At 42.3% G+C, this 13496-nt stretch carries 17 protein-coding genes; 4 read left to right on the forward strand and 13 right to left on the reverse strand.

What is annotated here, in order from left to right:
* Nucleotides 1-192: 192 nt before the first annotated feature.
* Both AC805_RS07675 and AC805_RS07680 read left to right on the forward strand, forming a co-directional pair.
* Nucleotides 193-1425, forward strand: coding sequence for an LL-diaminopimelate aminotransferase (locus AC805_RS07675; protein WP_055074875.1), 1233 nt, complete (start codon nucleotides 193-195; stop codon nucleotides 1423-1425).
* 111 nt (nucleotides 1426-1536) lie between these two features.
* Nucleotides 1537-2181 carry a Uma2 family endonuclease gene (locus AC805_RS07680; RefSeq protein WP_055074876.1) on the forward strand — a complete coding sequence of 215 codons (645 nt, stop codon included), beginning with the start codon at nucleotides 1537-1539 and terminating at the stop codon, nucleotides 2179-2181.
* Between the two features lie 152 nt (nucleotides 2182-2333).
* Here the strand turns inward: AC805_RS07680 and mtnA are convergent, their stop codons facing one another.
* The 13 genes from mtnA to AC805_RS07740 form a co-directional block, all read right to left on the reverse strand.
* Nucleotides 2334-3422 carry an S-methyl-5-thioribose-1-phosphate isomerase gene (gene mtnA, locus AC805_RS07685; RefSeq protein ID WP_055074877.1) on the reverse strand — a complete coding sequence of 363 codons (1089 nt, stop codon included), beginning with the start codon at nucleotides 3420-3422 and terminating at the stop codon, nucleotides 2334-2336.
* Nucleotides 3423-3723: 301 nt separating this feature from the next.
* On the reverse strand, nucleotides 3724-4545 hold the full coding sequence (locus AC805_RS07690; RefSeq protein WP_231662496.1) for a methyltransferase domain-containing protein: 822 nt from the start codon (nucleotides 4543-4545) through the stop codon (nucleotides 3724-3726).
* A 101-nt stretch (nucleotides 4546-4646) separates the two neighbouring features.
* Complete coding sequence (locus AC805_RS07695; RefSeq protein ID WP_055074878.1) at nucleotides 4647-5762, reverse strand: type III polyketide synthase; 1116 nt, start codon at nucleotides 5760-5762, stop codon at nucleotides 4647-4649.
* Nucleotides 5763-6242: 480 nt separating this feature from the next.
* Complete coding sequence (locus AC805_RS07700; RefSeq protein WP_055074879.1) at nucleotides 6243-6464, reverse strand: type II toxin-antitoxin system HicB family antitoxin; 222 nt, start codon at nucleotides 6462-6464, stop codon at nucleotides 6243-6245.
* Between the two features lie 2 nt (nucleotides 6465-6466).
* Nucleotides 6467-6715, reverse strand: a complete 249-nt coding sequence (locus AC805_RS07705) for a type II toxin-antitoxin system Phd/YefM family antitoxin (RefSeq protein ID WP_055074880.1) — start codon at nucleotides 6713-6715, stop codon at nucleotides 6467-6469.
* A 63-nt stretch (nucleotides 6716-6778) separates the two neighbouring features.
* A complete protein-coding gene (locus tag AC805_RS07710) occupies nucleotides 6779-7054 on the reverse strand; it encodes an antitoxin (protein ID WP_055074881.1) in 276 nt (91 codons plus the stop codon).
* 12 nt (nucleotides 7055-7066) lie between these two features.
* A complete protein-coding gene (locus tag AC805_RS07715) occupies nucleotides 7067-7513 on the reverse strand; it encodes an HNH endonuclease (protein WP_055074882.1) in 447 nt (148 codons plus the stop codon).
* The gene (locus AC805_RS07720; protein WP_055074883.1) at nucleotides 7503-7805 is read right to left on the reverse strand and encodes a hypothetical protein; all 303 of its coding nucleotides are present in this window, start codon (nucleotides 7803-7805) and stop codon (nucleotides 7503-7505) included. The genes AC805_RS07715 and AC805_RS07720 overlap by 11 nt, the downstream gene beginning before the upstream one ends.
* 15 nt (nucleotides 7806-7820) lie before the next feature.
* Nucleotides 7821-7991, reverse strand: a complete 171-nt coding sequence (locus tag AC805_RS25485; RefSeq protein ID WP_009626112.1) for a hypothetical protein — start codon at nucleotides 7989-7991, stop codon at nucleotides 7821-7823.
* Entirely contained in the window at nucleotides 7978-10800 is a 2823-nt protein-coding gene (locus AC805_RS07725) for a TrlF family AAA-like ATPase (protein ID WP_156341338.1), read from the reverse strand. The genes AC805_RS25485 and AC805_RS07725 overlap by 14 nt, the downstream gene beginning before the upstream one ends.
* A gap of 277 nt (nucleotides 10801-11077) precedes the next feature.
* Nucleotides 11078-11305: a type II toxin-antitoxin system HicA family toxin gene (locus tag AC805_RS07730; RefSeq protein WP_009626114.1), complete on the reverse strand. Its 228-nt coding sequence runs from the start codon at nucleotides 11303-11305 to the stop codon at nucleotides 11078-11080.
* Nucleotides 11302-11505, reverse strand: coding sequence for a type II toxin-antitoxin system HicB family antitoxin (locus AC805_RS07735; RefSeq protein ID WP_055074885.1), 204 nt, complete (start codon nucleotides 11503-11505; stop codon nucleotides 11302-11304). The genes AC805_RS07730 and AC805_RS07735 overlap by 4 nt, the downstream gene beginning before the upstream one ends.
* On the reverse strand, nucleotides 11502-11804 hold the full coding sequence (locus tag AC805_RS07740) for a DNA-binding protein (protein WP_072143554.1): 303 nt from the start codon (nucleotides 11802-11804) through the stop codon (nucleotides 11502-11504). Before AC805_RS07740 ends, AC805_RS07735 begins: the two co-directional genes overlap by 4 nt.
* 315 nt (nucleotides 11805-12119) lie before the next feature.
* Here AC805_RS07740 and AC805_RS07745 point away from each other — a divergent pair, with 315 nt between their 5' ends.
* Nucleotides 12120-12947, forward strand: a complete 828-nt coding sequence (locus AC805_RS07745) for a 3'(2'),5'-bisphosphate nucleotidase CysQ (RefSeq protein WP_231662499.1) — start codon at nucleotides 12120-12122, stop codon at nucleotides 12945-12947.
* Nucleotides 12948-12988: 41 nt separating this feature from the next.
* Nucleotides 12989-13318, forward strand: a complete 330-nt coding sequence (locus AC805_RS07750) for a DUF4359 domain-containing protein (protein WP_055074888.1) — start codon at nucleotides 12989-12991, stop codon at nucleotides 13316-13318.
* Nucleotides 13319-13496 lie beyond the last annotated feature (178 nt).

Consider the following 13496-nt stretch of genomic DNA (forward strand, 5'->3'; position numbering starts at 1 on the left):
TAATTTTAGGACAAGTCAACTTTTTTATGGAATTTGATGTTTGCTTTTATCGATCGCAACTTTCCTTTGAAGTGTGCCACAAAAAGCAATCGTCGTAATCATGCTTGTCATTTATTGATTGTTCGCATTAGCAACTTCATCAAGGCATAATATAAAACTATACAAAAATCAAAAAAGATTAACTCATCCATCATGGCTACCGTTAACGACAACTATCTCAAACTCAAGGCAGGCTACCTGTTTCCCGAAATTGCAAGACGGGTAAACGCCTTTATCGAGGCAAATCCTGACGCAAAAGTGATCCGCCTTGGCATTGGCGATGTCACCGAACCCTTGCCCCAAGCCTGTCGTGATGCCATGATCAAAGCGGTTGAAGATATGGGCGATCGCAGTTCATTTAAGGGCTATGGTCCCGAACAAGGCTACGCATGGTTGCGTGAAAAGATCGCCGCCAATGATTTTCAGGCAAGAGGCTGTGATATTGACGCTTCCGAGATTTTTATTTCCGATGGCTCCAAGTGCGACTGCGGCAACATTCTCGATATTTTTGGCGATGATAATATTATTGCTGTCACCGATCCTGTCTATCCCGTGTATGTGGATACTAACGTCATGGCAGGGCACACAGGCGATATCAACGAGAAAGGCGAATACGAAGGCTTAGTTTATTTGCCCGTCACTGCTGAAAATAATTTCACCGCCGAGATTCCCACCCAAAAAGTCGATCTGATTTATCTCTGCTTCCCCAACAATCCCACAGGCGCAACCGCCACTAAGGAACATTTGCAAGCATGGGTTGATTATGCACGCGCTAACGGTTCAATTATCTTCTTTGATGCCGCCTACGAAGCATTTATCACCGATCCTAGCCTTCCTCACTCAATTTATGAAATTGAAGGTGCTAAGGAATGTGCGATCGAGTTCCGTTCTTTCTCCAAGAATGCAGGATTTACAGGTACTCGTTGCGCCTTAACCGTAGTTCCTGAGAACTTGATCGGCAAGGCAAAAGATGGTTCTAACGTCGAACTCTGGAAGCTCTGGAATCGTCGTCAATCCACTAAGTTTAATGGTGTTTCCTACATCGTTCAACGTGGTGCGGAGGCAGTCTATTCTGAAGAAGGGAAAGCTCAAACTAGAGCCTTGATTGACTTCTATATGGAAAATGCCAAGATTATCCGTGAGAAATTGACCGAAGCAGGTTTGGCTGTCTATGGTGGCGAGAACGCTCCCTATGTATGGGTGAAGACTCCCACAGGGCTGACCAGTTGGGATTTCTTTGATAAGCTCTTGCAAAGCTGCAATGTAGTAGGAACCCCAGGCTCTGGTTTTGGCGCGGCAGGTGAAGGTTACTTCCGCATTTCGGCTTTCAACAGTCGCGATAACGTGAATGAAGCTATGCGCCGCATTCTCGACAAATTCAAATAAATAGCTAAGAACATGTACCGCCCGCGTAGCGGGCGGTACATGTTCTGGTTTTGGGAATTCTCAGCGTTATAATTAGATCTTAACGTTACGCCATTCTTCAGAGGCACGATCATGGTCATCGCTCAAGCTAAACCGATCGCCAAAAATATATCTCCAGAATCTGAAGCTTCAGATGGCAAAGTTCGCGTGACCCTTGAAGAATATCGGGCGATCGCCGAAACATCTGAGGAGCGTTATGAATATTGCAACGGAGAAATTATTGCTATGACAGGAGGATCGTCTGCTCACAGTTGTATTGCTGTAGACATCACCACATTTTTGAATATCGCGGTTCGTAAAACCAATTTTCAAATTTACAATGGCGATCTGCGTATTTGGGTTCCTGCTTTTAATCATGGAACCTATGCTGATGTTCTAGTAATTAACGGTGAGCCAGAGTTTAATGGCGATCGCACTGATGAAATTCTTAATCCCTTATTGATTGTGGAAGTTCTATCTCCCTCAACCGAAGGCTACGATCGCGGCGATAAGTTTAGAAAATATCGCTCTATTCCTAGCTTCTGTGAATATTTGCTCGTCAGTCAATCAGAACCCTATGTGGAGCAGTATTACCAACTGGATCGCCAAAATAACAACCAAAATAATCGCGATCGCTGGCAATTAGAAATATGCGATCGCCTAGATCAGGCTATACATTTACAGAGCTTGAACTTAGAACTGCCGATGTCAGAAATTTATCGGCGGATTAAATTTTAAGCTTTACAGCGCTTTGCGCTCAAACCTAAACCAAGGAAATTTTTGAAAGCCTTGCTTTGCAAGGCTTTCAAAAATTTCCCTGTGGTTCGTTTGATCGATAATTGCTGTAAGCGATCGCCAAAACTATTCAAGATAGATTTAGCATCTCTAGCTTAAGGAATGAGATCGAGAAACATTCCTGCGATCGCCGTTTCCGCAGCTTCACAAATACCACGCTCCGTAATCAATCCCGTCACAAATTTAGCGGGAGTAACATCAAATCCATAGTTTAGCGCCGTAGTTTCAAGGGGGGCGACGCGGACTTTGCCGATATTGCCATCATCCAATAGACCTTGCATATAGAGAACCTCGTCAGCACTACGGGTTTCAATGGCAATCTCCTTAACCCCATCCGAGATTTGCATATCAAAAGTGGAACTGGGCAAAGCGACGTAAAAAGGAACTTGATTGTCAAAAGCCGCCAGAGCCTTTAGGTAAGTGCCGATTTTGTTTGCCACATCGCCACTGCGGGTAACGCGATCGGTTCCTACGATACAGAGATCGACCTTGCCATATTGCATTAATAATCCACCCGTATTGTCAGCAATGAGGGTATGGGGAATGTGCGACTGCCCCAGTTCCCATGCGGTCAAATTTGCCCCCTGATTGCGCGGACGGGTTTCATCGACCCATACGTGAATATTAATCCCCCGATCGCTTGCTTCGTAAATGGGAGCCAACGCACTACCGCGATCGACGATCGCTAACCATCCCGCATTGCAATGGGTGAGAATATTGACGGGTTCACCATTAGGCTTAGTTTTGGCGATCGCCTCAATCAGTTCGCAGCCAAATCTACCAATATTGCGGGTTCCTATGACATCCTCATCGGCAATGGCGATCGCTTCTTTCAGAGCTACTTCTACTAGATCGCTATTGGCAGGAGCTTTGTCGAGAACAGAAATCAAGCGATCGACCGCCCACATCAAATTTACAGCTGTCGGACGAGCGCTGCGAATAACTGCCGCAAGGGGTTTAATCCGATCGAGATCGCCCTTACATTCCCTAGCAGCCAAGTACACCCCAAACGCAGCCACGTTACCGATTACCCCTGCACCCCGCACGGTCATATCCTGAATGGCAAGGGCTGCATCGGCGCTAGTTTTTAAGGTTTTCGTCACAAATCGAAAGGGAAGTTGGGTTTGGTCGATGACGATGAGATCGCCAGCTTCTAACCAAAATGCTTTATAAGTAGAATTCATAGGTTCTCCTCGGATGTCCTCGGATGATATCGCCATCTCCTTTCATGATGCTCTAGAATGAACCTAAGAGCAAATTTTTTTCTCAGGATTTACCAACATAAAGATTGCTCAAAAGTTACGGTTCCTACATCTGTCACCAAGTCTAATACGCCCTTCCCAGTGAAGAATTAGACGTTGCGGCGCTTCGCGCCGCAACGCTAATTCTTGGTTTTTAATGTCTAATTTTATAGCGGGAAGAGAGTAGGACAAATCAAACCCCAAGAATTGATTTGTCCTAAGTCAAGTAACTGTAGCTATAGTGCTATAACTTCACGGTATGTAATACCCAACGGAAGGCATAGCGCCACTTGAGAGAAAAATTACTCAAGCCTGCGGATTCGGCAATATTTATTAATTCAGGGGATTTGAATCCTCGTAATACCGACAGTGGCGCATCATTGCGAACCATTGGGGCAGCTGGCAAAATCCTTGTCAGAGCATAAATTCCATAATAGGCAAGGGGATGGCGATGGAGATCGTTGATGAGAATTCCTTGCTTGGATACGCGCTGCATCGATCGCACAATTTTCACGGCATTGTCATGGGCAAAATGGTGTAAAAACATCGCCGCGATCGCCACATCAAACTCGCGATCGGCATAGGGCAGCGCTAAAGCATCCGCCACTTCTACCTTGATTTTGGCTTGTAGTTGAAGCGGCATCCGCTTTGCGAGAGCGGCGCGGGCATAATCTACGGTCACGGGATTGGCATCGATCGCCACAACTTCAACATTGATCGCAGGAGACTGCGCTGCCGCCCAACGCACGATATATTCAGGGAAATCGCCGATCCCCGTGCCTAAATCAAGGATGCGAATTGTTTGATTTGGTCGCGCTTTTGATTGCGATCGTAGAAATGGAGCGAGAACTGCCATGGTCGTCCCATAACCACCAAGGAGTTGATTGATCGGGCGAAGTTGCTCCAACGCATCGGTAAGACGCTCATCCTTTATGGTGAAATCATCCATTAATTCATCGCGATCGGTGCGAATTTGGAATGAAGGCATATCTGCTCCTGTTAGTTCCGATGAGTATAGGCGGCGCTTTGCACCACCTATACTCATCTCTAGATTATACCAATTCACTGAAGAGAGCCAACACTGCAATGAATTAAAAAGCAAACTCCGTAAGGTTTTGAGATTCCCAAAATGGCGTTGCCATTTTGGGAATTGATATTAGTACTTCTTTAGACTAGCTGAAATAGACATCCCTCAATCGATAGCCCAGGACCAAAGGCTAAGCCAATTCCATTACGAAGCGGTGCGTGGATTCCTGCCCGATTTCTTTCTAAAATCTTTTTTAAAATAAATAGCACCGTGGGTGAACTCATATTCCCATAACGACGTAAAATCTCGTAGGAATCGCTCACCATAGAGTCGCTTAAGCCAAAGCCCGCCTGAATCTTTTCAATAATTCTCCTTCCCCCAGGATGAATTGCCCAAAAATCGAGATCGTTTAGGGTGAGATGGTGCGGATCTAAAAAGTTTTGCAGATAATTGGGCAAATAATCGGCAACAATATCGGGAACCCTAGGCGATAATCCCATCAAAAAACCCGTATCACCAATCGTCCAATTCATTAACTCCTCAGTATTATCGATCAAGAAACTATAGCCATCGGTATAGGCAAGTTTGCCTTCAGCCTCCGCAAAGGGATGGGAAGAAAGAATTGCCGCCGCCGCTCCATCGGCAAAGATGGCATTGATAATTGTGTTTTCTAGGGTATCCGCGACTTGAAAATGTAACGAACATAGCTCCACACAAACCAAGAGAACTTTTGCCTTGTAATCGCTCTGACAAATAGCATCGGCAGTCCTCAGTCCATTAAAGGCAGCATGACATCCCATAAATCCAATCGTCGTTCGGGCAATCGTCGCCCTAAGCCCCAGTTGTTTCATCAAATGAATATCGATACCAGGAGCGGAAAAGCCCGTACAACTGACAACAATTAAATGGGTAATGTCTTCGGGTCGCAGATTGTCCGCCTCGGCGATCGCTTGTTGGGCAGCTTGCAAAGCGATTTTAGGGGCATAAAGTGTATATTTCTGATTGCGGCTGAAGGTGGTCGGTGCGGGTGAGAGTTCCCAATTTGGGGGATAGAGTTCAAATTCTGGCAGATTGCCGCCATAGTCGGCGAGACAGCTATAGCGATAGTCGATTCCTGAATTTGCATAGATGGAGGGAATTCTTTTTCTAATCGCAGCAGACAAGCTTTCGGTTTTTAACATAAAGTCTGCGGCTTCAGACTGGGTGAGTTTATAGGGAGGATTGGCAGTGGCGATCGCTTCTAAAACTGTATACATTGGGTTAAACTGCCTCAGGTCTAGGAATAAACAAATATCAAACTTTTTACCGCTAAGGAATTAATTCTCTAGCGACTTAAAAAAATCAAGACGATCCTTAAAGGCAAAACCTTGTGAGGATTGAGTTCTGCTCTTCTTAAGTTTCATCTCATCTAAAGTGATTGGTATCGCTAACAAAAATGAAATGCATACCATAATGATAATGCTTAAATCTAGAAAGTAGAGGTATATCTTCACTCTAGCGAGTGTTTCTAGGTCTAAGTTCGCCAATATTTCCCGTTTAGCGACTTTGAGAAAGGACAGAAAAATATACGGCGATTATTAAATCAAACAAATCAAACAAAGTTACTACCTCTGTGGCTTTGCGCGATCGCGAACTTGGGCTTTGGTGGTTTCTAGGTTCTCAATGCGTTTTTTGATTTTTTGCGATGCACGAAATATCATTACTCCGTCTTGTAGTGCTATAGCGATCGCGCCATTCTAAGCAACAATTTGATAAATTACAGGACGATAGAGCGGTTTGGGAATTGTTTTGTTTTCTGCCTTTGCTGCTTCAAGCCATGCAGTTTTAGCTAGCATTACTTCATTGAGTGCTTGCTGTGGAGTTTCTGCGATCGCTGAGCAATATTTCAAATCAGGGATATCGGCAATATATGCCCCATCTTCTTCGCTGTAGAAAATGTTGATGTGATAGTCTTTCATGATTACAATCCTAGCTCTTGAGCATTTACCCACTCACTTCTGGGGCTAGTCATGACCTCTTTAAGCGAGTCTATATATCCATGTATAGAGTTAAGATAGATAGACTCTTCGATTGCTGCCCAGTCTTCTTTAGAAATCATAACCACGTCATTTTCAGAGCCTTTAATCATTACTGGTTTATGGTTTGTGCTGACTTGATTAATTAAGTTATTAAAGTTTTCGGTAGCTTCTTGAAGTAGTAAGTAATCCATTTTATTTCTCTATTCGATTGATGTGATTGTGTGGCAGTAGACTTTTAGGGGCTGATCAGTATTTCAGGGTAAGTCTTTCCATGCTTCATTTTCTTCTTCGCTAAGCCAATCTTTCGATAATGATGATTCGATTAATAGAGGTTGATCTCTTGTAGTCATAAAGTCATCAGAGAGGAGATCTAGACTATTCCAGAGGGTTTGCCAAGGGTCGTTTTTGGGAATTAGCATGATCGCATTACCGACTTTTTTGATATAGACTTCTTCGCCGACCAGTTGAAAGCCGTCGGATAATATGGCTAGTTGTTCGTTGCCTTGCATTCTGAGTTTGGCAGTGTTCATGGGTTTGTCCTCCTATGTGGTTAGCTGAATCGGATCGTCAATTGGGGGATGGCGGTTGATGGCTATGTCTGCAATCCGAATGCTAATTAGGCGATCGCGGTTACAGTCTAAAGCTTTCACAGTGGTGCGTCCTGTTGGGGTTGTGCCTAATAATTTCAGTTTATCGTTAGACCAGACAAAATGATCTTGCCAGCGATCGCTACGGGGATTAAATAGAGGAGTTTCTATTCCTGTTTTGGTATCGAGGGCAGTATTTTTTGTGTACTTCTGGCGATTGCAATGGAAGCAAGCAAGGGCAAGGTTATCAAGATTATCTGTACCGCCTTGAGATTTTGGCAGGACATGATCGATGGTGAATTGAACGAATTGCCATTTTTCTACAGCATGACAATATTCGCACAGTCCGTTTGCGCGATCGCGAACTTGGGCTTTGGTGGTTTCGGTGAAGTTACGCGCCATGTTGAATTTCTGGCTGAGTTTTGGCGGTGTTTTCGAGTAGAAAGTTATTGCGAATCATGCGATTTACAAAACTGAGATAGTCATCGATCGCTGCAAAATCGTCTAGTTCTTGTTCTTCCGTTTCAGTGAGTGGGGTCTCTTCGCGTTTGTCGAGTAGCTTCTCAATGCGTTGTTGGATCTTTTGCGATGCACGAAAGATCATTACTCCATCTTGTAGTGTTATAGCGATCGCGCCATCAAGGGGAAGATTTTTGGGTAATGTGGTAAGTGGGGCAATTGTTGAAGTATTCATTTTATTTCTCCTGTCTTACATTTCAGATAGCCCAGCATTGATTTTAGCGATGAGTTCTTGGGTAGTTTGTTCTCCTGTGAATAGGCGTGTTTGGATTGAATCTGTTAGGCTTTGGCAGAGTTTATGAATCGCTTCATTAGCGCACTTTTGCCATAAAGGGCGATCGCAAGAATTATTTGAAACCATATTTTTGCTCTCTCTTTCTAAATGCTTCCTTGCCACCTTCGAGAACATCACATATTCTCTCTCTAATTTTTGAGCTTTCAAGAGAACCACTAAAGTACGACAAATTCTCAGACTTATTGTCTGCGACAATCACTTGCTCTGCATCGGCATTTACGACTAAGTTCGCATTATGTGTAGCGATGATAATTTGGCGATATTTTTTGATTGTTGTAAAGATAGGAACAAGACGCTTCATTATGAAATCATTATCAAGATCGTCTTCTGGCTGATCGATAATAATTGGATCGAAGAAGGATTCAGTCGCAAGCTTTAAGCAAAGATAAAGAGTCCCTCTCTGACCAATAGACAACTCTTCTGGACTTTTGTCATCATACTTAATTCTGGCAAGAACCTTGAGATATTTTTGCCTTTCTGATTCGGAGAAAAAAAGAGTTAAAAGCCTATCGATTCCATCTTGATTAAAATAATCTTCCTGTTCTAAAAAATCGTCTAACGTGGATGGGTTTTGAGCGTTAAACCAAATAACAGGTTGATTACTGATGAGAAGCTTATAGGCTTCATAGCTATCTACTGGAATCATGCTTTTAATTCTATCTAGAGGAGAAGAATCTTGTCTGGCTCTAAATTTTGTAAGATTCAAACAAGATTTTACGTGTTCATAGAATTTAGACTCATCAAAATATATCTCTCCGTGGATACTAATTGGTTGAAGAAGGTCTTTAATTAATTTTTTTTGCTGATCAACCCACTCGGATCTACCTTCTGACTTTTCAACCCATTTATCTTTAACGTGGGAAACTAACCGATTAAATCTTATATCTAGCTGATTAACATATGCATTTCTTTTTTCGACCAGAGACTGTAGTTGACCCCATTTTGTATCAATTTGATGTATAGTTTCTTTCTCTTTCTCTATTTCAGAACGGTACTCTTCCACCTTTTGAAGTAAAGTAATGGGATCTCCCTCAATTTTTTCTTGCTCTAAACTCTCCTGAACTCGAATATTACTAAGTTTTAAATTAGTAGTCATTTCAGTTAAAGATGATATAGCCTCCTGAATAGATGAGACTTGCGAAGAAAAATCAACAATTGGAATGAAAAACTCACTTAATTCATCGTTAACAGATCGAATTTCACTATTGATCTCGATTGCAAGGCTATCTAGTTTTGTCTTAAGACGGGTTAGTCGGTTAGTGTGTTTTTCATTAGCTTTAGTCGAAGAGATATTATTTGCATAACTCTCTATCATCTGTCTATTACTCTCTGTAGTTATAGTTGAAATAAGTTGAGTACGACGGTCGATAATTGCTTGGCTGTCATCTCTAGGATGTTTATTTAGCCAAACTTTACATTCTTTAATCTGGCGTAGTATATCGTCAATATCTTCTTCTTGATCCAAAAGATTTTCTCCAACCAAGGAAATTCCTAACATTTCCAAAATTGCGTCGCTAAGAAATTCTGGATCTTTGACGATATCTTGAACTTCTCTTTGATGAACGTGCAAATAAATTATTTCGGATTCCCCACCAATCCGAAACTCTTCAGTTTCACCAGTATTTTTAGCGTAGGTAACTGAAAAGTCACCCTGCATAGAAATTTCATAGGTTCTATCTTTATTTTTTTTCTTGTTGAAAGTTTTAGCAATGGCATCCAGCAATAGACTTTTACCTGTCCCCCTACCACCGATAATAGCTATTAATCCCGAATTAAGTTCTAGATTAGTGTCAGTAAAGCTAATTTTTTTGTTGAGCAATTTTGGGAAAATTTGTGTAGATTGGATTTTAATCTGCGAAAAATACGGTTTTGGAAATTCAAGAATAGGATTTTTTTGCCCGATCCGAACTCTCTCAGAAGGGTCATATATCGTATATTTTAAACCTTCAAAAGTTGGATCGGCTTTAATCCATGTCATTCTATTACTTGGGTAAACACCATAGTCAGCAACCTTATGAGCATCACTACCAGAAACAACAGGCTTGGGCTTCCCACCCATAGTTTTAATAAAATTTGCTATGTATTTTTTATTTTGGTCTGTTTCAATCCCAAGAAATAGTTCAATCTCATCACAATCTCTTGTCTCAAAAGCATGAGCAGACTGCATGAAGTAATTATCATCTTGAGGATATCTTTCCCAATCAAGTTTTGATAATCCATCAGATGTACCATATGGAAGAATAATAAGACATGTTCCTTCTGGCAAGAGTCTCTGAGCATCCTGCAAACAGTCACGTATAACTTCAGCAGTTTTACTACCCAGTTCTAAACACTTTCTTTCATCATTTTGGTGATTACTAAAGCCGTGCGCTCTAGCTTTGCTATCATCCAAGGTTTTTGCGAATTGAGTTAATGCTTCATCTGAAAGTGGTCTTTTATTCGCTCCTATGCGTATTAGTAATGAAGCCTTAAAATCCAATAGATTTTGATGTGTTAATTTGTCTGACAGCAGAAAATGGATATTCAAACGAAAAGGTGCGTGACACTCAATCCGAAGTTCGATTCCAGGCAAGATAGTCTTACGCTTTAAATGTGGATTCTGATCTAGAAACTTAGTTAATTCAAAATAACCATCAAAAGTCCAGTAATCCATAATGCCAAACACTTCGACATCAGATTGATTGATCTTCTCTATGAGTTTCGTTAATTCCGCATTCTTCTCTGCGTCTTCCATTTCATAGAAGCGCTTCCCCCCATTCCAATGAAATGATGCAGGAGTATGAATATGCAGATCCCACTTTCTCCATTCCGATCCTTTTGAAAATTCCATCTTTATTTTTATTCTTAATAATTTAGATTGCTGATTAAATTTCAATTCAAGTTAGGCTTTAACCAAATAAAATAGATGGTTAAACTCTGTTATAAAAGTTTTAACTTATTTTCTTGTCTTAAATATCCTCTTAAATTCTAGCTTACTCAGATATGAGGAGCTAATTTTTAAAATGGCTTGTTTTGCAGATTTCGCTTTTATATCTTGTAAATTTCACTTAGCTGATGCAGTCAACTGTAATCCCAAACTATCCAACCAAGCCGCCAACTCATACACCACTTGACTTTTATCACTTGCACCAAAATCTTTCACACATTGTCGATTACAAAAGCTCAAGAAACCGATCTAGATCTATTCTTGCCTGTTTTAAAATATGTGACAGCGTAGATCTCTTGACTGGACGATGAGCAGGAACCGTAATTTTTAGCGTTTCATCAACCGTCCGTTTTTGAAGACGGATATGGCTTCCCTTCTGACGAACTACAATCCAGCCATCTCTCTGTAAAGCATTGATAATGCGATCATAGGGCAAATTTGGAACCTTGCTCATACTTCAACTTCCTGAAGCATCGCTCGTTCAGACATCAGCAAATCATCCTCAACAGGTTCGAGATAAAGCGCGATCGCCTCTTGAATATTTTCGAGCGCTTCCTCAAGAGAGTCGCCCTCACTGATACAACCTGGTAAAGACGGCACATAAACCGTAAAGCCTAGATCTTCACTTGGTTCAAGAATAACTTGAAATTTCATGCTTGCTCCAATTGCTTGACACTTACAGTTAATTTTAGCCCAAAACTATTCAACCAAGCCGCCAACTCATACACCGCTTGACTTTTATTACTTGCGCTGAAATCTTTCACCCATGAGCGATCGCTTTCACCACCCAAAGCGATCGCCACATCATCAAGCGCCGAACCCAACAACTCAGGCTCAGGATCGGATTCCTCCAAAATTGCCGTAATATAGCCAGCCGCCCTTTCAGGATCTTTGAGCGAATTAACTAAATACTCTTGATAATCTCTACTAGTCGAAACCTTCACGCTTTGCATAATCTCTCCAATACTTCTTAGATAACTTAAACTTAATATCTCGATCCTGCGTACTTTTATCACCACCGCACAATACAGCACCATCACAGAGCCAACTTGCCCCGCGTAGCGAGCGGTACGCTCCTCTAGGTTTTAAGTTTACTTATGCTTAGCTACTTAGCAGACATTACCCCCTCATGTTTTGTTTTTTTAATCATGAGATTAACAGTATGGATATCTCCCATAAGGACTTTCATGTCTTTTTTGTATTTGGTTACGCTATAGTACAAATCATTAGCTTCACCAAAATTCAAGATGCTGAATTTAAACGAAATTATGTCACTGACTCGCCCGATCGCTTGGGGAGCAGGAGATATTCTGATGAAGTATTACCAAGAGCCTCAAGACCTAGAAATCACCTTCAAAGGTGGTGAAGAAGGCAACGTCACCTCCGCCGACTTAGCAGCTAATGATTTCATCTTGAGCCAGCTAAAGCAAACCTTTGGCACGGATAACTTTGCATACCTCAGTGAAGAAACTGAGGATAATATCGATCGCCTCGATCATGAATGGGTATGGATTATCGATCCAATGGATGGCACAAGTGACTTTATTCGCCGCACCAACGAATTTGCCGTACATATTGGCTTAACCTATCGCCAGCGTCCCGTACTCGGACTCGTAGCAACCCCCGCCCAAGATCGTCTATTTCAGGGCATATTAGGTAACGGAGCCTATATCGAGACTAGAGACGGCTTGCGGCAACCGATCAAAGTTTCCAACAAGATCGCCCTCGCCGAAATGGTAGTGGTCGCCAGCCGCAGCCACCGCAACTACCAACTAGAAAACATTCTCCACCAACTACCCAAAGCCGCCGAAATTGCGGTTGGTAGTATTGGCGGTAAATTTGCAGCGATCGCCTCGGGTCATGCCGATGTCTATATCTCTGTTTCGGGCAAATCTGCCCCTAAGGATTGGGACTACTGCGCTCCCGAAATCATTCTCACCGAAGCAGGTGGACAACTCACCCATTCCGACCTATCCCTGCTGTCTTACAATAATCTCGAACTTCGTCAATGGGGAACAATCGTCGCCAGCAACGGGCATTGTCATCGGGAAATTTGCCAAATCAGCCAAGAAGCGATCGCGCCCATCAGGAAATAGTTTTCGATTGCCATTATGCAATTACAAAATGCAATTACAAAATGAAATTACAAACAGTTTTAATTGTGGGTATCGCGATCGCTGGGATCATGGCGACCACCAACCCTAGTAAAGAGCGCTACGTCGAATATGCCACCGAGCAATTTTCCGAAACGGGGAAAAACTCCCTTTGTGGGGGTGACAATATCCCGATCACCGTTCAGCAGTCTTGCAAGTTTGTGATCTCCCAAGGCAAAGTAGCACTCAAACCTGTCATCGGCAACGCCACCAAACAGCAAAACTTTGGGTTGTTTAGTCTGTACGAAACGGATATGCCCAACAAAAAAATAACTACCCTCGCCGTTTTTGGCAATTTTTTCATGTTCAAATAAAACAGGAAAGGATTTATACCAAAGCTCAAAATGGCTACGCCATTTTGAGCTTTAAAAACCCTTACTGGGTTTGTTTTTTATAGCTACAGTCACTTGAATGAGGACAAATCAAACCCCAAGAATTGAGTGGCGGCGCAAAGCGCCGCCACTCAATTCTTGGGGTTTATGTCCTAATACA

The organism is Pseudanabaena sp. 'Roaring Creek', assembly GCF_001402795.1.
GTDB lineage: Bacteria > Cyanobacteriota > Cyanobacteriia > Pseudanabaenales > Pseudanabaenaceae > Pseudanabaena.